The following is a 20,029-nucleotide window of genomic DNA, read 5'->3' as shown; positions in this document are numbered from 1 at the left end:
TTGTTTAATACAAAAAAGGGCGGCACAAAGCCGCCCGCAATTATTCAACAGTAACAGATTTCGCCAGATTTCGGGGCTGGTCAACATCAAGCCCCAGAAGACTCGCCACATAATATGAGAATATCTGCGTCACCACCACAGCGGGAAAAACTGTGAGTTCCTCGGCAATGGCGGGAATCTCTATCTTATGATCAGCCAGCTTATCGAGTCCTGTGTCGCCTTCCGTTACAACGGCGATAACTATACCGTCTCTGGATTTTACCTCCTGAACGTTGGAGGCTATCTTTTCATATACGGACGACTGGGGACATATGATAAACACGGGAAGATTTTCATCTATAAGTGCAATGGGACCGTGCTTCATCTCACCTGCGGGATATCCTTCCGCATGGATGTAGGATATCTCTTTAAGTTTAAGCGCGCCTTCAAGCGCTATGGGATAGTTAACGTTTCTGCCCAGATAGAGGAAGTCTCTTGCATCTTTAAACTTTTTGGCAAGGGCAAGGATATCTTCTTCCTGTTTAAGCACTTTTTCAATTGTCTCCGGAACCCTGACGAGTTCCTGCAGATAATATCTTATCTGTTCGGCAGAAAGGGTCTTTTTTGTCTGTGCAAGCTGGAGCGCGAAAAGGAACAGGCTTGCCACCTGTGTTGTGAACGCCTTTGTAGAGGCAACGCCTATCTCCGGACCTGCATGGGTGTAAACTGTGCTGTCAGCCTCGCGTGAGACAGACGACCCTACCACGTTGCATACTGCCGCAACGGAAGCACCCATCTTTTTTGCTATGCGCATGGCAGAGAGCGTATCCGCCGTTTCGCCCGACTGTGTTATGGCGACAAAGAGTGTTTTATCGTCGATAACAAGGTCTCTGTATCTGAATTCTGACGCAATATCCACTTCTACTGGTATCTTTGCGAATTTTTCGATGTAAAATTTGCCTATAAGTCCGGCGTGCCAGCTTGTCCCGCATGCAACTATCACGATGCGGTTGAAACTGTTTATTTTATCCTGAATCCCTTCGAGCAGTTCTTTGCCGATGGTTCCGCTTTCAAGGCTGAATTTGCCGCGGATGGTGTCGATTATCGCTCTGGGCTGTTCGTGTATCTCTTTCTGCATAAAGTGGCTGTAACCGGCTTTTTCTGCCATTACAGGGTTCCAGTCGATGACCTTGATCTCCCTTGTGACGGGTTTGTCGTCTTTGTCGTATATCTGATAGCCGTCTTTTTTCAGGCAAGCCACATCGCCGTCTTCCATAAAGATAAAGCGGCGGGTATGTGACAGAACAGCGGGGATATCGCTGGCAGCGAACATCTCACCGTCGCCCACGCCTATAACAAGGGGGCTGTCCTTTCTGGCTATGATTATCTTGTCGGGTTCCTTCTCGCTGATGATGGCGAGACCGTATGACCCGTGAACCTGTTTCAGTGTTTTCTGTACGCTTTTCAGCAGGTCACCTTCATAATTCTCATGGATCATGTGTGCAACAACCTCTGTATCGGTCTCCGATGCGAAGGTGTAGCCTTTATTAAGCAGGAACTTTTTCAGTTCCAGATAGTTTTCTATTATGCCGTTGTGTACGATTGTAAGCTCGTTCGACCTGTGTGGGTGGGCATTCTCAAAAGAGGGTTTGCCGTGTGTCGCCCAGCGGGTGTGACCTATGCCGAGTTTTGCAGTGAACTGCTTCTTCGCTATCTGATTTTTCAGATTTATCAGCTTACCAACGCTGCGTTCAATCTCAATGCCTTCCGCCTCCATAAGAGCAAGTCCGGCGGAATCGTATCCTCTGTATTCAAGCTTTGTAAGACCTTCCACAAGTATGTGGGATGCTGTCTGTTCGCCAATATATCCGACTATGCCGCACATATATCATTCAACCCCTTTTTTCTTTTTCCATGAAGAGACCCAGCCCTCCATGTTCTGCTGTTTCGCGCGGGTAATACCCAGCGCATCTGCAGGAACGTCCTTTGTTATAGTGGAGCCGGCAGCTATGAGCGCGCCCTTGCCAACCTTTACAGGTGCCACAAGCTGAACGTCACTGCCCACGAACACTCCGTCCTCAATTATCGTCTTATATTTGCTGTATCCGTCATAATTGCATGTAATGGTTCCGCAGCCGATATTCACGTCTTTGCCTATCTCGGCATCGCCGAGGTATGTAAGGTGGCTGGACTTGGAACCTATGCCCATTTTTGCTTTTTTAAGCTCAACAAAGTTACCTACCTTATTTTCTCCATCAAGCACGCTTCCCGGGCGCAGATGAGCCATGGGACCGATATGGCTTTCCGCCCCGACGTGGCTTTCGGTTATGAGGCAGTTCTCTTTTATCTCGCAGTTTTCAGCTATGATGCTGTCCTTTATCCTTGAACCTGAATAAACTATGCTGCCCTTGCCTATCGTCGTGTCACCCTCAAGGAAAACGTTGGGATAGATCGTTACATCGTTATCTATTTCGACAGTGCAGTCGCAGTAAAAGTTCTTTGGATCGAGTATGGAAACACCGTTCATCATGTGCTTTTCAGCTACCCTGTCCCAAAGGACACGGGATGCTTCCGCAAGCTGAACGCGGTTATTGACCCCAAGAAACTCGGTTTCGTCTTTACAAAGATGCGCATATGCGCCTTTTTTCACTATATCTGTCAGGTAATACTCGCCCTGTGCGTTGTTGCAGTCGACTTCGGCTAACCGCGTCATAAGCTCTTTGCTGTCGCACAAGTAAATTCCCGTATTTATTTCGTCTTCGCGTTTTTCATCCTCTGTCGCGTCCTTTTCCTCTACAATTTTGATAACGGAACCGTCTACGCCGCGAATCACCCTGCCGTAACCGAAAGGATTCTTCACCTTTACGGACATGAACGCCACCGGATGTTTTTCAGCCTCTTCAATGAAACTTTTGAGGGTTTCTGATTTAACAAGGGGCATGTCCCCGCAAAGTATCAGAACCTTTCCGTCAAAACCGTTTATGCTGTCAGCAGCCGCCATAACTGCGTCGCCTGTGCCGCGCTGCTGCGTCTGCACGGAAAATTCAGCCTTTCCTGCCAGATGTTTCTGAACAAGTTCCGCGCCGTTGCCTATAACGACGTTGATACGTCCGGCACCAAGCTCTGATGCCGCATCTACAACGTAATCCACCATAGGTCTGCCTGCCGCTTTGAAAAGCACTTTCGGCATGTCGGACTTCATGCGTGTCCCTTTGCCCGCCGCAAGGATAAGCACCATAAGATTCATAGCGTCTCCGATTAAAAAAAGTAGTCTTTAATTACCGTTAAACTGTTTAATGTAAGATGTCACGCCCTGGAATATACCCTTTGCGATCTCTTTTCTATAGCTGTCTTTGGTGAGATTGTCAGCCTCATCCTGATTCGACACAAATCCGCACTCGACAAGTATCGAGGGCATCATCGCACCGACAAGGACATAGAACGGAGCCTGCTTAACACCGAGATTGTATCGGCTGTCGGTATATAGACCGGTGTGAAGGTTCTTCTGAACGTAGGACGCAAGCTGGAGGGATTCTTCCAGTTTTGAGTTCATCATCAGGTCTTTCAGGATACCCTGAAGGTCTGACATGGATTTTTGCGTCGTCTGGTTTTCCAGAGCCGCAACGGCAAGAGCGCGCTTGTCGTTGGTAACGTTCAGAACGTAGGTTTCAACCCCGCGTGCGCTTTTGTTAGGCGCGGCGTTGATGTGAACTGAAACGAACAGGTCTGCCTTTTTCCTGTTGGCAAAGGCGGTTCTCTCTTCAAGGGGTATGAATACGTCCGTATTTCTTGTCATGTATACGTCAATATTAGGATATGATTCTTTAATAAGAGCATAAAGCTCTTTCCCGATGTCAAGAACGATATCTTTCTCTTTAACACCATAATAGCTTGCGCCCGGGTCTTTTCCGCCGTGTCCTGGGTCGATAACGATGCTTTTTATCTTAAGTCCGAACACACTTGCCAGCGTTGCTGAACTGCCTGTGCCTTTAATTGAAGGAACAGGAGACGCTGATGCAACCTCGGTTTTAACAGGTGCTTTGGGTTCCGGCTGTCCTTTCGGGCTTCCTGCCGTGTTGCTGACATCTATAACAAGTCTGTCTGGGTCGGGCATTGCGAAAACCGTGAAATCCTGAACGTTGTCGCTGTCCAAAACTACCCGCGCCACGCCCGGCCTGTTATACGCCCAGCGGAGTGAACGCAGAAGACCGTCTTTTATCTCTATATCCTGCGGTATTTCGGGAGAGACAACAACGTTGTTGAGGTCTATGAAAAGCCGCGGCGGTTTCTGTATGGAAGGATCCGCCTTAAGCCAGTGCTTGTCGAACTCTATCTTGCCCGAAAGATCCATAACCACACGGGTATAGTCCGGTGTGGTGAAATATCTGATACGTTTGACAGCAGCTCTGCCTTCGGGAAGGCTTGCCGGGGTATTGATATCGCCGAAACTGGTCTGTTTGTTTGATACCTGCGCTTTGTCCGCAGTGTCCTCATCGGCTTTGGGATGATATGCGACAGTTTCGCTCTTAACAGGAGCTTTTGGTCTCAGCTCAGGTTTTTTCGGCTTGTCAGAAGGAGTTTTTGAAGCGAACTTAGTATCTATATCGCCAAGCTTACCTCTTGCCTCTGCAGCATCGTCAGAATTGGGGAATTTGGCTATTAGTTTGCGGAGCATATATTGAGATGAAGGGTAATCCTTCTGCTGTTCGTATATTTTTGCTGATTGCAGATATGCCTTAGATGCTAGGGGTGTGTCGTAGTTTCCGGAAAGAATTCTGAAGTAGCGAAGCGCCTTCAGCAGGTCATCGCGGTATCCGAATCTTGAATAGCTTCTGTAATAGGTCTGGGCTGCATAATTAAGGGAGTCGTCTCCCGTCTCGGCCTTCGGTGCGGAAGCATAAAGTTTATAAAACTTATCAGCTACAATCAGATATGAACGCCGAGTAACCTTGTCGGAGTGTTCTATATAGTCGAAATCTCTTTTTGCGGAGTTATATTCGTCGATGTCGTCCGCAAAAAGCGTGAGGCATGTCAAAACGATAAGAAGCGCCAGTAACAGTTTTTTCATTTACAAAAGTTTTCCCTTCAGATATTTGCCCGTGTAGGACTGTTTGCATTTCACACAGTCTTCGGGTGTTCCCTCGAAGATGATCTCGCCCCCGCCTATCCCGCCTTCGGGTCCGAGGTCGATGATGTGGTCGGCACATTTTATAACATCAAGGTTATGCTCAATGATAATGACAGTGTTGCCGCTCTCGGTCAGCTTTTTAAAAATGCCTATCAGCTTGTTTATATCATCAAAATGCAGACCGGTGGTCGGTTCATCAAAGATATAAACCGTTTTGCCTGTTGGCTTTTTCATCAGCTCTTTTGAGAGTTTCACCCGTTGCGCCTCACCTCCGGAGAGAGTGGTTGCGGGCTGTCCGAGTTTAATATAACCTAAACCGACATCTTTTAAAACCGAAAGCTTATTACATAACTTCGGAATATTTTCAAAAAACTCAAATGCCTGATTGACCGTCATGTCAAGAACGTCGGCAATACTTTTGCCCTTGTACTTGATATCAAGGGTGTCGCGGTTGTATCTCGCGCCGTGGCACGAGTCGCATTTAACGTACATATCCGGCAGGAAGTGCATCTCTATTTTAATGTACCCCTCACCCTGACAGGTTTCACAGCGCCCGGACTTAACGTTGAAGCTGAAGCGCCCTATTTTATAGCCGCGCAGCTTTGCATCCGGCGTCATGGCGAACAGTTCGCGGATATCCGAAAACAGGCTCGTATAGGTTGACGGGTTCGATCTGGGGGTTCTGCCGATGGGCGACTGGTCAATATCAATGACCTTATCCAGATGTTCCGTGCCCGTTATGCTTCCGTATGCGCCGGTCTTCATGTTAGTCCCCAGCAGTCCTTTTTTCAGAGCCGCCTGCAGGGTGTCCATGATAAGCGTTGATTTTCCTGAACCTGAAACTCCTGTAACGCAAACCATAAGCCCAAGCGGAATTTTAACGCTGACGTCTCTGAGATTGTGTTCAGTAGCGTGTTTAAGCTCTATATATCTGCCGTCGGGCTTCTTGCGTTCCGCCGGAACCTCTATCACTTTGCGACCGGACATATACATTCCCGTCAACGACGTTTCGCTGTGTTTCAGCAGTTCGGGATGTCCGGTAAAGACAACTTCTCCGCCCTTTCTGCCTGCTCCAGGTCCCATATCTATTATGAAGTCGCAGGCATTTATGGTGTCTTCATCATGTTCCACAACTATTACCGAGTTGCCGATGTCCCGGAGGTTTTTAAGCGTTTCGATGAGCATATCGTTGTCGCGCTGGTGCAGACCGATGCTCGGTTCATCAAGGACGTAAAGCACGCCGGTAAGCCCTGAACCTATCTGTGTTGCCAGCCTGATACGCTGTGCCTCACCGCCTGACAGTGTGGCTGATTTACGCTCTATTGTTATATAGTTCAGACCGACGTCGTTAAGGAACGCAAGCCTGCGTTTTATCTCCGTAATTATCTTGTCCGCAACCTCTTTGATGAAGCCGTCAAACTCCAGCGCGGAAAAGAAATCCAGCGCCTCTTTAACGTTCATTGCGGAAACTTCGGCAATGTTCCTGCCGCCGACGCGCACCGCAAGGCTGGTCTTTTTTAGCCTGCTTCCGTGGCAGGAAGGGCAGTCCTGTGCCGACATGAAGCGCTTTGCGAACTCCTTGTCAGTAACGGTGCCAGTATAAAGTTTTTCTTTAAGATAGCCGCAAACACCCGTAAACTTTTTTTCATAGGGAATCTTTTTTTCTCCCTTGAAAGTGTACAGCTTAACGGGTTCATCCATACCGTTAAGCAGGATATCCTGATGTTTCTTGTCAAGTGTGCCGAAAGGCTTGTTCATGTCTATTCCGAACTGTTCGGAAAGAGCGACAAGTGTATTGTAATAGTGGAAATTATCGAACTGCTCCCATGGTTTCAGCGCGCCTTCGCGAACACTGAGTTTGGGATCGGGAACTATGGCGTCGATATCGAACACCTGCATTTCGCCGAGACCTTCGCACTCCGGACAGGCGCCGAACGGGTTGTTGAACGAAAAACTTCTGGGTTCAACTTCTTCTATGCTGATGTCGCAGTCGGGGCAGGTGAAATTCTGTGAATAGAGGTTCACACCGTCGTCGGTAGCGACCTCACAGAGTCCTTCGCCAAGGCGGAGCGCCGTTTCAACGGAATCCGTCAGCCTGCGCTTTATGCCCTCTTTTATCTTAAGTCTGTCGATAACGACGGAGATGCTGTGCTTGACGTTCTTGTCCAGTTCGATAGGCTCTTCCAGCCTTTTGACCTCTCCGTCAACGTATGCGCGAACGTAGCCGTCTTTCAGCAGTTTTTCAAAAAGTTTCTTATATTCGCCCTTTTTACCGCGAATGACAGGAGCCAGAAGTTCCGCCTTTGCGTCCTCTCCCAGCGACATTATCCTGTCCACTATCTGCTGAACGGAATAGCTCGCCACTTCACGCCCGCAGCTGTAGCAGTATACCTTTCCGGCTCTTGCCCAGAGCAGACGCATATAATCGTATATTTCCGTGATGGTTCCCACGGTTGAACGCGGGTTGCGGCTGATTGACTTCTGTTCGATGCTGATGGCAGGCGAAAGGTAATCTATCGAATCCACATCCGGTTTTTCCATAAGCTCAAGGAACTGACGTGCATAAGCCGAAAGAGACTCCACATAACGTCTCTGACCCTCTGCGTATAGAGTGTCAAAGGCGAGAGTGGACTTTCCTGAACCGGAAACTCCCGTTATGACCACCAGCCTGTTTTTTGGAATATTCAGATTGATATTCTTTAGATTATGCTGCCTTGCCCCTTTAATAATTATATGATCATTCATCCCATTCTTTGTCTTCCAGTGAAATCGCCTGTATTCTCTGATATTTATCGTCGAAGAAATAGACCATGTTCTTCTGGTTCTCCCTGATTGATACTCTTTCCCTGTATACCTGAACGTCTATGCCGCCGTAAAGTTCACCACGCACTTTTAATTTGGGTCTTGGGTGATGCGCCTCTCTGATGAGCTTTTGCATGGCTGCATCAACAATGGCTATCTTTCCGTCAAGCTGCTTTCTGAGAGCAATAAGCTGGCGAACCTTCGGGTTCTCCAGCACCTCTTTTTTTCTGAGGTTAACGCTTCCAAGAAATTCATCTATCTTTGCCTTGTTGTCAACGAACTTGTCTTTGTTTAATTTAAGCTCCTCGAGTTCTTTTTCAAAATAAAATTTTGTACCCACGCTTATGGTGAACCTCGAGTTTCCGGCAGTTCCCGCCTGAAGAAGCTGGATCTCTTCAAAAGCGGTGACTTCCCCGCCTGCAATTATGCCGGGATCTTTGATCGCAGATATCTTTCCGCCCGCTCTCAGTCGGGAGTTGAATGCATACTTCAATACTTCTATATTTCCGCGAGCCTCTATCAGCGTATTCTCGGCATATCCGATGAAAACATCGCCTTTGGCGGATATCATCCCTTTTCCATCGCCGCGCACACCAAGCTTTATAACTACGTTGCCGCCGCTCTCTATTATGGCGTCCTGACAGACGCCTTCAATAAAGATATCCTTTTCAGCTTTAACCGTAAAGTTTGAAAGAACATCATTTTTTACATAAACGTTGCCGTTAAAGACTATGTTGCCGGTGCTGTAATCCACGTTTCCGCGGACAGTGTACACAGGACTTACCTCCAGCGTATTGCGCACAAAGGTAACGCATCCGTCAGTTAATGCATAAAACTCTGTGTTGTCCTTTTCGGAGCGCACGCCCTCGCCGGTGTATATTTCAGTATCTGTGCCAGGTTCCGCCTGAATCTCTTCGTTACGGACGGTCAGTCCCCTGACTCCGGCAGTGGCCGGTTTTTTGGTGAGCAGCAGGTCGCCTTCGTTAACAACTCTGATGTTGTCAACATTGCGATAGTCCACCCTTCCGTTATTCAATACTTTCGGAGCGTTATTGACAGGTTCAAAATTGAGAACTACCTGAGAGTTTTTTCCTGCAATTGGCTCAACACCTTCCGCAATCAGAACTTTTTCAGATATCCCGCCATCTGAGGCAAGACGCACGACATTATTTATTGCCTCGCGGTTGATATTCACCGTAATTCTTTCGTGTTGTAACAAAACCATTATATCGTCTGCTGTTACAACACTTCCGGTGTTTACCCCGGGGTAAACGTCAAGATAAGCACGCAAACCATCTGCTGTCACCTTTACCTCAGTGACAGGAGGCGCAACCTTATCGCAGACAACCTTGATGATTATCCTGCCCTGTTCGTCCCGCGAAGTAATAAAATCAGCGCCTTCAAGATCATATCTGTCCGACATGAGAACTATGAGGCTTTTTTCATCCCTGCCTGTGTAATTCCTTAAAAGATTCATAATTAAATGGTATCCTCACGGTAAATTCGGTGTAAACCCCTTCATCCGAATCTACATCGATCGTACCGCAGTGAGCTTCCACAATCATCTTTACGATGGCCAACCCCAGTCCTGTTCCTTTCGCTTTACCCGAAGTAAAAAAAGGCTGAAACAGCTTGTTCCGGTTATCGCTGCTTATCCCAGCACCTGTGTCACGGATCTTTATGACACAAAGGTCTCCTTCCTTCTGGGCGGTCAGTTTTACTATGCCTTTTGCAGGAAGCGCGTCGATGGCATTTGAAACAAGATTGAAAATTACTCTGAATATCTTGCCTCTGTCCACCTTCATAATAATATCGTCCAAAACCTCAACATCTACACAGATTGCCGTATCTCTGGTCATTATATTGGCATGTTTTCTGATTTCATCAAAAAGTTCGGATATTCTGAAAGTCTCAATAGCAATAGAGACCCTCTGTCTGGAAAAATCCAGAATATCCAGCGTAAGCCCGTGGATGCGCTTAACCTCTGAGTGGATGGCGTCGATATATTCCTGCATTTCAGGTTTTATATCTTTTTCCTGCGCCATAAGCTCCAGATAAGACTGAACAATGTTCAGCAGGTTCTTTATGTCGTGGGCAATGGATGAGTTAAGCATCCCTATCACCCTGAGGTTTTCACTTTTGCGCATGTCGCTGTACATATTAAATCTGTCAACACCCAGTGCGCACTGGGAAGCTATAAAACGTGCGATTTTCACATCGTCCTCAGTGAAAAAATCATCTTCCTTGTCCGTAAGGTTTAAAACCCCAAGAACTTTGTCACCTTTTTTCAGAGGAACAGACATAAAAGAAGAGGTCTGGTAACCCAGAACGTCGTTGTCTGTTTCAGTTTTGTTCGACATTACCTCAATACCTGTTTTGGCGACCTTTCCCGCTATTCCGTCACCAAGCCGGATGTGAACGCTGGAATGATCAACCTCAAAACCTGCATGGGCATACATCTTCAGATACTCATCCTCGATGAGCATCAGAGAGATACGCTCAACCCCAAGATATTCCTTAGCTATGTTTATGATAGCCGGAAGGAGGTTATGCAGCTCGAACATACTGTTCATTTTTTCGGAGATCTCAACGAGAACCTCCAGAAAGTCTCTTTTCAGTCGAAATACCTCAATATGTTGTATTGCATATCCCGCTGGGCAGGGATAAAGCCCGCCTTGCGGATATTATTGTTTATCTCTTCTATGCTCATGCGGAAACCCACTCCGCATGCCGCAACAACGTTCTCCTCAATCATCAGGCTGCCGAAATCGTTTCCGCCGAACCTCAGCGCCGTCTGACCTATCTTCGGACCCTGCGTAACCCATGAAACCTGAATGTTCGGAACGTTGTCCAGATATATCCGCGCCATTGCCAGCAGCCGCAGATATTCGACTGCGGAAACGTTCTCTCCGCCAAGTTCCGTGTTCGCAGGCTGATATGGCCACGGTATGAATGCCGTAAAACCACCGGTTTTGTCCTGTACACACCTTATTTTATCAAAATGTTCGATAATATGCTCAACTTTATCTGTTTTTTTAAACATCATTGTTGCAGTTGTCTTCAAACCAAGTCCATGGGCGGTTTCCATGACCCCCAGCCACTTGCCGGAAGATATCTTATTCGGGCTTACCAGCTTCCTTTCGGAATCCACCAGAAGCTCAGCGCCCGCACCGGGTATGGAATCCAGTCCGGCAGCGACAAGTCTTTTTATGGTATCCTCAACTGAAATATTCTCAAGTTTCGCTATGTGGCTTATCTCCGGTGCGGAAAGTCCGTGTATCCAGACCCCCTGCTCCTTAATGAAACGCATCATATCTTCATAGAAGTCTATACCCAGTTCAGGGTGCAGACCACCCTGCAAAAGTATCTGCGTCCCGCCCAGTGCCTTTGTTTCGTCTATCTTGGATTTGAGCAGTTCATGGCTTATAACATACCCGCCCTTGTCCTTTATATCTTTATAAAAAGCGCAGAAAGAGCATTTGCACGAGCATATATTTGTGTAATTTATATTTCTGTCAATAACGTACGCAACGACACCTTCGGGGTGCAGTCTTTTCCTCATTTCGTCCGCAAGCCCCGCCAGCTCGAAAAGATCGGCATCGGCAAGCATCCTGCATCCGTCTTCAAAACTTATTCTGGACACCTTAAAAACCTCTTAAGTTATGTAAAAACATTTCCACATCTTAATTTTACATATCGGCAGAACAATTGAAAGTCTTTTTTCCTGAAATCCGTTGTAATTCTCCGTGACTGGCAATAGAATGAAGCATGTTTGAATTTTTATACGATACTCAGCTTTTTGTTACATTTCTGCTGGTGATGATACGCACTGCGGCGATAATGACGACTGCGCCGGTTTTCGGCAGTAACGTCGTAAAACCCCATATACGCATGCTCTTTTCTTTGATATTCGCCATGATAATATATACTTCCGTCAAAAAACTGGATATAGCCGACCCGTCCGGTCCCATGCTTATTCTCATGATAGCCAAAGAGATACTTCTTGGCGTGTGTATAGGAATGCTGGTGCATCTTCTGTTCATCGGTGTCCAGCTGGGCGGTCAGATAATCGGTACCCAGATGGGGTTCGGTATTGTTAACGTTTTCGACCCTCAGGCAAACATATCCATATCCATCATCTCCCAGTTTCTTAACATCGCCATGATACTCATATTTATTGCCGTGGGCGGGCATCTCCTTCTGATACAGGCGATACGCGCATCTTTTGAAACCATCCCGATAGGTATATATCCTGTGGACGCCAACGCGTTTCTGTACCTTACAAAACTATTCTCAACGATATTTATAACAGCGCTTAAGATAACCGCACCCGTATTCATAACCCTTCTGATTCTCCAGCTTGTTATGGGTATCATGGGGCGTATGGTTCCACAGCTTAACCTGATGATAGTCGGATTTCCCATACAGATAGCAGTGGGTATGACCGTTATGGCGATAGGCATGAGCTATTTCTACATCGTTTTTGAAAAGCTCCTGCACGTCTATTTTGAGAATGTGGCAAACCTTATAAGGTATTTATAGAATGGCAGACGAGAACAAAACCGAAGACCCGACGGGTAAGCGGCTTTCAGACGCCGCATCCGAAGGGAACATTCCGAAAAGCCGCGAACTGCCAACTGCGCTGATACTCCTTGCCAGTGCTGTATTTCTCCATTTTTACGCACCGTATTTTATGAAAGGCATGGGCAGGATAATGCGCGAACTGCTCACAATTGATGATTACAACATCACGGTGGACAACCTTATGGGGCTTCTGGTTTATTGCACAAAAGAGGCTGGACTGATAGTCGCGCCCTTCATGGCACTGATACTGTTCATATCCATTGCCGCAAACATCATGCAGGTGGGGTTCGTATTCACGCCGAAAGCTCTGGAACTGAAACTGGACAGGATAAATCCTTTCACCGGATTCGGACGGTTCTTCTCTAAAAGAAGCCTCGTTGAACTGGCGAAATCCATGTTCAAGATTTTCGTAGTAGGCTGGTTTGCATATTATATCGTTAAGGGGAAGATGGAGACCATCGTAACCCTTGCCGACGCTGATATTATAGATATTATTGAGTATTTCGGTTCGCTGATGTACGAATTGGTCTGGAAGATAAGTCTTCTGGCACTGATTATGGCTCTCATAGACTATGCCTATGTCCGCTATCAGCACAAAGAAGACCTCAAAATGACCAAGCAGGAAATAAAGGACGAACACAAGCAGATGGAGGGGGATCCCCAGATAAAGGGTCGGATACGCAAGGCACAGAGGGAACTTGCACGCCAGAGGATGATGGACGACGTGCCTAAAGCGGACGTAGTCATTACCAACCCTACCCACTATGCAGTGGCTCTGCGATATAATCTGGGTCAGGACAGAGCGCCTGTCTGTCTGGCAAAAGGACAGAGGCTTATGGCGCTTCGGATACGCGAGGTGGCAAAGGAATACGGCATCCTTGTACATGAAGACCCGCCCATTGCACGCTCACTTTTCAAAACGGTTGACATAGGGGATGAAATACCCGAAAATCTGTACAAAGCAGTGGCGGAAATTCTCGCCCTTGTTGATAAATTTAAGAAGAAATAGAACACATTTGTTTTTCTTCCCCCTTTAATAAAGGGGGATTAAGGGGGATTTTCATTAATTATAAATCAAATCCACCCCAACCCTCCTTTCCGGCTAGCCCGGTTCAGAAACATTCGCACAAAATACGGCGAATGTTTTATCTAAAGGAGGGAGAAAAGCAGGACGCAACGCATTTGAAACTTGCTGTTTAGATGCAAGCTATACAAGGAAGATTTTGTGAGACGAGCAAAAGCATACGTACTCTGTATGTGTTGCGAGCGAACAAAATATGACGACGTAGAGTGCAGCAGATAAACTGCAACAACTGACGCAGTGATGCGCAGCATATAAACGGCAATACAGGTGATAGATGGCAGACGCCAAAGAATATCTTAACATACTAAAGCAGAAAGAGATCTCATTCTCCGTGTTCTTCATGGCGATTATCGCCGTAATGGTTCTGCCGGTTCCTGCCATACTTCTCGACCTTCTGCTGACAACCAGCGTGGCGCTGTCCATCATCATACTTATGGTGGCGATACACTCTGACCAGCCGCTGAAATTTTCCACATTTCCCACAGTGCTTCTGATCGTTACACTGTTCAGACTATCTCTGAACGTTGCAACAACCAGAACGATCCTTCTCCACGGTTACGAAGGCGAAGATGCGGCAGGCGAAGTTATCCGTGCGTTCGGTCAGTTTGTGGTAGGCGGTAACTATGCCGTCGGTATCATAGTTTTCCTTATCCTGATAATAATCAACTTTATGGTCATCACCAAGGGTTCAACCCGTATTGCTGAAGTTGCAGCTAGATTCACTCTGGATGCTATGCCCGGTAAACAGATGTCTATCGACGCAGACCTGAACGCGGGGATGATTTCTGAGGACGAGGCAAGGCAGAAACGTATCGACATACAAAGGGAGGCGGACTACTTCGGATCTATGGATGGTGCCAGTAAGTTTGTCCGTGGAGATGCCGTTGCGGGTCTCATCATCACAGTTATTAACATTCTGGGCGGTCTTGTGATAGGCGTTGTTCAGGGCGGAATGGAAGTCATTCAGGCGGCCGAACGATACACTATCCTGACAATAGGCGACGGTCTGGTATCGCAGATACCTTCACTTATAATATCCACTGCTGCCGGTCTTATCGTTTCACGCGCAGGTTCCGGCGGCGATCTTTCAAACCAGCTTTTCAGCCAGCTTTTCAACAGCACGAAAGTGCTTGGCATAACAGGCGGAATTCTGCTCTTCTTCGCCATAATCCCCGGCATGCCGAAACTCTCTTTCATACTGCTGGGTTCGCTTTTCATCTATCTGGCTTGGCTTTCTAAGAACGCCGGAAAAGAAAAAGAACAGGAAAAGGAAAAAGCCGCCGCAACAGAAAAAGAAAAAGCACCTGTTCCGGAAGAAGACGAGGTAAAAAGTCTTCTGGAAATGGACATAATGGAACTGGAGATAGGCTTTGCCCTTATCCCGCTGGTTGACGCCAGTCAGGGCGGAACGCTCCTTAACAGGATAAAGGCAATCCGCCGCCAGCTCGCACTTGAAATGGGCTTCATTGTTCCGCCGGTGCGCATACGCGATAATCTTCAGCTTGATGCCAACGGCTATGCTGTCATGCTGAAAGGCGTGCGCATAAATACCGGCTCAATCTTTCCGGATAAATTTCTCATTATGAACCCTGAAGGTTCGGTTGCGGATTTCGACGGCATACCCACCAAGGAACCGGCATACGGGCTGGAAGCAAAATGGGTTGACGAAGCTGTTAAGGATATGGCAGAGATAGAGGGCTGTACCATTGTCGATCCTTCAACGGTCATTGCGACCCACCTGACAGAAATAATTAAGTCAAACGCTCATGAGCTTCTTGGCAGGCAGGAAACGCAGGAACTTCTGGATAAACTCAAAGAGAGATATCCGAAGCTCGTGGACGACGTTATCCCTGCTATACTCGACCTCGGTACCGTGAACCGCGTGCTTCAGGCACTTCTGAAAGAGCGCGTCTCCATCAGAAACCTGCAGACCATCCTGGAAATTCTGGCAACATACGGAATGCAGAACAAACATCCCGATTTCCTTACGGAGCGTGTGCGCGCCGTGCTGAAACGTCAGATAACAGAGAGCCTGCTCGCCGCAGACGGCAAACTCTACGTTTTCACTCTGCCATCCAAGGTTGAGCAGTTCGTAGCCACAAACATACAGAAAGGCGACGACGGACAGGAAATAGTTATTGACCCTTCCGTTGCGCAGAAGATACTGTCTGCTATAATACAGAAATCCGACCAGTGTATAGCGAAGAGCCTCCCCCCCGTTCTGATAGTCTCTCCGCCCATAAGACTGCCAATGAGAAGATTTGTTGAAAAATTTGTTCACAACATAAATATTATGTCCCATAATGAGATAAGTGACAGCGTAAGGATAGAGAGCCTCGGTATGCTGGAGATTAATATATGAGGATCAAAAAGTACGAAGTCTTTGATATGAAGGAGGCGATGAAGCTCATTAAGGAAGAGCTCGGTCCCGAAGCGATGATACTTTCCACCAGAAAGGTGGTTAAGAACAACAGCTTCGGTCTCTTTTCGCGCCCTATCATAGAAGTGACTGTCGGTATCGAGGACGACGAACGGGTAATAAACGCTAAAAAGACCGCAGGAAAACCAGCCGCTCCGGCTGCAAATGCATACGCAAACACTTATAAACCGCAACAGTTCAAACCTGCCGTTCCGGAGAAATCCGAAGCGGACAAAATAACCGAAATTATCAACACTCTCGGGCTTAACAAATTTGAGGGACTTGTAAACGATATCGCTGAGATAAAAAGGCAGATGCTTGAGATAAAATCCGGCATGAAGGACAATTTTGTCGTTGACCTGTCACAGCCTGTGCTTGAGTTTTATAATATTCTGCTTAAAAACGGCGTGGACGACGACATCGCTTACAAATTCCTTAAAAAGATAGAAAAACGTGCGGCTGCGGGTCTTTCCCGCAATCAGGTGAAAAACCTTTCCGTACAGCTTCTGGGCGACCTTGTGCCTATGGAAAAGGACTACTTCTCCATGATAAAACAGAAGGTGCTTGCACTTGTAGGGCCTACAGGCGTCGGAAAGACGACTACGATTGCAAAAATAGCCGCAAACCTGAGCCTGCAGCTCAAGAAATCAGTGGCGCTGATCACCATAGATAACTTCCGTATAGGAGCCGTTGAACAGCTTAAAAACTATGCGGAAATAGTGAGCATCCCCCTGAAAGTTGCATCCTCCCCAACCGAACTTGAAAAAATAATATACGAACTTAAAGATTACGAGTATGTTTTTATAGACTCCATGGGGCGCAGTCAGTTCGACAACGAACAGATAGGCGACCTGCGGAAATTCCTTGAGGTCAGCCCCCTTATCAAAGTGGCGCTGGTGCTGTCCATGAGCTGCAACCATGCGGAACTATCGGACACATTCGACAGATATTCCAAGCTGATGCCCGAATACCTGATATTCACAAAACTGGACGAAACAAAATATTTCGGTCCGCTGATAAATCTGCCGATAAAGAAAAAGACACCTGTTATGCTGTTATCAAAAGGACAAAATGTACCGGACGATATGGAGTTACCTGATGGCAGGAAAATTGCTTCTCAGGTTCTCGGAGAGATACCGTCCCTATGGAGCGATAAATGACGGATCAGGCACACAGCCTGCGAAAGAAAGCATGGGAGCAGAACAGAAAGGCGACTTACCTTTCTATCTCCAGCGGTAAAGGCGGTGTCGGCAAGACAAATTTTGCCGTAAACCTTGCTTGTCTGCTGGCACAGCTAGGCAAAAAAGTCCTCGTCTTCGACGCAGACCTCGGACTTGCCAACGTTGACATATTGCTCAACATCAGCGTTTCCGCCTCTATCAGAAAATATCTGACGGGCGAGGTCGGGCTTAACGACATCATAAAAAGAAACGTCTACGGCGTTGATGTCATCCCTGCCTCAAGCGGCTTCGTTGAGCTTTCAAATCTGTCTGAACAGGAACATGAGAAGCTTCTGGACATCTTCGTTCTGCTGGACGGACAGTATGATTTCATACTGTTCGATACGGGCGCGGGAATCTCTGAAAACGTGATACGGTTCGCATCCGTCGCGGATATGGTCATCGTGCTTACAGTACCGGAGCCAACCGCGATAACCGACGCATACGCTTTTATGAAGGTCGTGCATTTTCAGTACGGCATTCAGGAGATTCACTTTGTGCTGAACAGGGTGGACGACGTTGCAGGTGTTAAAGGAATTTTTGAGAGCATGAAAAATGTTGCACAGAAGTTCCTTAACGTGGAGCTTTCCCTTCTGGGGTATCTGCGCGAAGACAAAACGCTGATAAAATCCGTAAGGAACCAGAAGCCGGTCTGCATACTCGCACCCACGGCATCATATGTTAAAGACCTGCTGCCCATAGCAAAGAAAATTTCGGGGCAGCTTGAACTGGAACAGAAAAAGCAGAATCTCTACGAAAAGCTGAAAGGCGTCTTCAAGTGAACAGGTTTCACAGGAGGACGGTATGAATCTTTCTTACAGAGAAATGGCGCTGTTGTTGTCTTCAACGGTCTTCATCACCTCTTTTGTGGTGAAATTCATAATTTTTGATGTAAAATTGACTTATATGATAAGGGACATTATAATGTTCTTTGCGATTTATATGATCGCAAAAAGTCTGTTCTTTATGATAGACCGTATTTTAATTAACTTCAGGAAGATAATGTGACGCCTTACGAGTCTGCATCAGGTAACAAATTCAGCAGGGAAGAGAAGGAAAAGATCATCACGGAATTCATGCCGAAGATAAAGTCATGGGTTCTGCGTATCAGTACCACTCTGCCCGACAGCGTTGATGTGGATGATCTCTACTCTTCCGCATGTCTCGGACTTATAGAATCGCTCGAACGATTTGACAAAGACAGAAACGTAAATTTTTATACATACGGCGAAAGACGTATCAAAGGTGCGATACTCGACACACTTCGGAACCTTGACTTTCTCCCAAGAAATGTTCGCACAAGGCTCAAACAGCTTGAAAGACATATGGACAGCCATTACAGACATTCCGGTGAAAAACCCAGCGTTGAGGAAATTGTCAGCAACAGCGACTTTTCCGAAACAGAGGTACACAGGCTTCAGGAACTTATGGAAAACGACAAGGTGCTCAGCCTTGACGAAACCATTGGACCGGACGGTGAAACCACGCTTGTGGATTTCATTAAGTTCAACGGACTGACACCAGAGGACGAAACCGTACGCAACATGCTTGTGGAAAAACTGGCGGAAGAGATAGACGCTCTGGGCGAAAAAGAGAAATACGTCGTTTCACTCTATTATTACGAAGAACTTACTATGAAGGAGATAGCTGAAGTTTTGGGCATCACAGAGTCCAGAGTGTCACAGATCCACTCTGCGGCAGCATCAAAACTTCAGAAGAGGCTGAGGGAGTTTTATGAATAAGATCACTGTACTTGTTGTTGATGATTCCGCCTTCATGCGTAAGGCAATTGAAGGTATGCTTGCCAAAGACCCGGATATACAGGTCATAGGCACAGCCATCAACGGCATCGAAGCTATAGAAAAGGTTAAGACACTTAAGCCTGATGTTGTCACTCTGGACATTGAAATGCCCAGGATGGACGGACTGACGGCTCTTGAAAAGATAATGGCGGAAAACCCTCTGCCCGTTATCATGGTCAGCTCACTCACCACAGAGGGAGCGGAAGCGACACTTAAGGCACTTGACCTCGGCGCTGTTGACTTCATTCCGAAAGATAAATCATTCGCCAGCTTCGGCGTGCTTAAAATTGAGGACGACCTGCGCGAAAAAGTTAAAAACTTCGGCAGACGCAAGGCGTTCTTCGCAAGATCCATGAGAAAACCCATGGCGCCCTCCGGGCTGACAGCTCCTGCTGCACCCATGATAACAAGGGCGGCTCCGAAGATAACCAGCAAAAAGAAACTTGTTGTGATCGGCACTTCAACAGGCGGTCCCCAGTCTCTGCAAAAGGTTATCCCTATGCTTCCGGCAGACCTCGGCGTCCCCGTTCTTGTGGTTCAGCACATGCCGCCGAACTTTACAAAATCCCTCGCCCAGAGGCTCGATTCACTGAGCAAACTTCACGTTCTCGAGGCGCAGGGCAAGGAGCAGCTTGAACCCAACACAGTGTACATCGCCAAAGGCGGCATACACATGAAACTGAAAAAAGTAGGTCCCCACTATTATACAGAGCTTTCACCGGAGCCTTCAAACTCGCTGCATATCCCCAGCGTGGATGTCACGGTGGCTTCCGTTGCGGAGAATATCGGGCGCGACGCGCTCGGCGTTATCATGACGGGAATGGGTTCCGACGGAATGAAGGGGCTCCAGCTCCTGAAACTTAAGGGCGGAAACGTCATCGCCCAGAACGAAGCGTCATGCGTTGTCTACGGCATGCCCAGAGCGGTTGTTGAAGCGAACATACATGACGAAGTTGTCCCTCTGGACGAGATATACCAGCGTATCGTTGCATACTGCAAGTAAAGGGTGAT

At 47.3% G+C, this 20,029-nt stretch carries 15 protein-coding genes; 8 read left to right on the top strand and 7 right to left on the bottom strand.

The features are described from left to right. Window positions 1-40 precede the first annotated feature (40 nt). The 7 genes from glmS to mqnC are packed head-to-tail and all read right to left on the bottom strand — an operon-like array spanning window position 41 to window position 11,552. Window positions 41-1,864, bottom strand: coding sequence for a glutamine--fructose-6-phosphate transaminase (isomerizing) (gene glmS / locus LRY47_RS08405; RefSeq protein ID WP_295224203.1), 1,824 nt, complete (start codon window positions 1,862-1,864; stop codon window positions 41-43). A 3-nt stretch (window positions 1,865-1,867) separates the two neighbouring features. Further along, window positions 1,868-3,226, bottom strand: a complete 1,359-nt coding sequence (gene glmU / locus LRY47_RS08400) for a bifunctional UDP-N-acetylglucosamine diphosphorylase/glucosamine-1-phosphate N-acetyltransferase GlmU (RefSeq protein ID WP_295224202.1) — start codon at window positions 3,224-3,226, stop codon at window positions 1,868-1,870. Window positions 3,227-3,253: 27 nt separating this feature from the next. Continuing rightward, window positions 3,254-5,047, bottom strand: a complete 1,794-nt coding sequence (locus tag LRY47_RS08395; RefSeq protein WP_295224199.1) for an N-acetylmuramoyl-L-alanine amidase — start codon at window positions 5,045-5,047, stop codon at window positions 3,254-3,256. Beyond that, on the bottom strand, window positions 5,048-7,852 hold the full coding sequence (gene uvrA, locus LRY47_RS08390; RefSeq protein ID WP_295224196.1) for an excinuclease ABC subunit UvrA: 2,805 nt from the start codon (window positions 7,850-7,852) through the stop codon (window positions 5,048-5,050). Continuing rightward, window positions 7,845-9,386, bottom strand: a complete 1,542-nt coding sequence (locus LRY47_RS08385; RefSeq protein WP_295224194.1) for a FapA family protein — start codon at window positions 9,384-9,386, stop codon at window positions 7,845-7,847. Before LRY47_RS08385 ends, uvrA begins: the two co-directional genes overlap by 8 nt. Then, window positions 9,352-10,473, bottom strand: coding sequence for a GAF domain-containing sensor histidine kinase (locus LRY47_RS08380; RefSeq protein ID WP_295224192.1), 1,122 nt, complete (start codon window positions 10,471-10,473; stop codon window positions 9,352-9,354). Before LRY47_RS08380 ends, LRY47_RS08385 begins: the two co-directional genes overlap by 35 nt. Window positions 10,474-10,523: 50 nt before the next feature. Continuing rightward, window positions 10,524-11,552, bottom strand: a complete 1,029-nt coding sequence (gene mqnC, locus LRY47_RS08375) for a cyclic dehypoxanthinyl futalosine synthase (protein ID WP_295224190.1) — start codon at window positions 11,550-11,552, stop codon at window positions 10,524-10,526. Window positions 11,553-11,677: 125 nt separating this feature from the next. On the opposite strand from mqnC, the gene fliR reads away from it, so the two are divergent. The 8 genes from fliR to LRY47_RS08335 all read left to right on the top strand — a co-directional run bounded on the left by fliR (window position 11,678) and on the right by LRY47_RS08335 (window position 20,021). Continuing rightward, a complete protein-coding gene (gene fliR / locus LRY47_RS08370; RefSeq protein ID WP_295224187.1) occupies window positions 11,678-12,451 on the top strand; it encodes a flagellar biosynthetic protein FliR in 774 nt (257 codons plus the stop codon). 1 nt (window position 12,452) lies between these two features. Then, window positions 12,453-13,502 (top strand): flagellar biosynthesis protein FlhB, encoded by a 1,050-nt coding sequence (flhB, locus tag LRY47_RS08365; RefSeq protein WP_295224185.1) that lies wholly within the window; start codon window positions 12,453-12,455, stop codon window positions 13,500-13,502. 349 nt (window positions 13,503-13,851) lie between these two features. Further along, complete coding sequence (flhA, locus tag LRY47_RS08360; protein WP_295224182.1) at window positions 13,852-15,939, top strand: flagellar biosynthesis protein FlhA; 2,088 nt, start codon at window positions 13,852-13,854, stop codon at window positions 15,937-15,939. Further along, window positions 15,936-17,156, top strand: coding sequence for a flagellar biosynthesis protein FlhF (gene flhF, locus LRY47_RS08355; RefSeq protein ID WP_295224181.1), 1,221 nt, complete (start codon window positions 15,936-15,938; stop codon window positions 17,154-17,156). The genes flhA and flhF overlap by 4 nt, the downstream gene beginning before the upstream one ends. Next, window positions 17,153-17,998 carry a MinD/ParA family protein gene (locus tag LRY47_RS08350; RefSeq protein WP_295224179.1) on the top strand — a complete coding sequence of 282 codons (846 nt, stop codon included), beginning with the start codon at window positions 17,153-17,155 and terminating at the stop codon, window positions 17,996-17,998. The genes flhF and LRY47_RS08350 overlap by 4 nt, the downstream gene beginning before the upstream one ends. A gap of 22 nt (window positions 17,999-18,020) precedes the next feature. Continuing rightward, window positions 18,021-18,224, top strand: coding sequence for a hypothetical protein (locus tag LRY47_RS08345; RefSeq protein ID WP_295224177.1), 204 nt, complete (start codon window positions 18,021-18,023; stop codon window positions 18,222-18,224). Beyond that, complete coding sequence (locus LRY47_RS08340) at window positions 18,221-18,958, top strand: FliA/WhiG family RNA polymerase sigma factor (RefSeq protein ID WP_295224174.1); 738 nt, start codon at window positions 18,221-18,223, stop codon at window positions 18,956-18,958. Before LRY47_RS08345 ends, LRY47_RS08340 begins: the two co-directional genes overlap by 4 nt. Continuing rightward, window positions 18,951-20,021 (top strand): chemotaxis response regulator protein-glutamate methylesterase, encoded by a 1,071-nt coding sequence (locus LRY47_RS08335; RefSeq protein WP_295224172.1) that lies wholly within the window; start codon window positions 18,951-18,953, stop codon window positions 20,019-20,021. Before LRY47_RS08340 ends, LRY47_RS08335 begins: the two co-directional genes overlap by 8 nt. Window positions 20,022-20,029 lie beyond the last annotated feature (8 nt).

This window comes from Seleniivibrio sp., assembly GCF_021209385.1.
Taxonomy (GTDB): domain Bacteria; phylum Chrysiogenota; class Deferribacteres; order Deferribacterales; family Geovibrionaceae; genus Seleniivibrio.
Note: the sequence above shows the minus strand (reverse complement) of the source record. Positions and strands in the feature narration are given on the sequence as shown.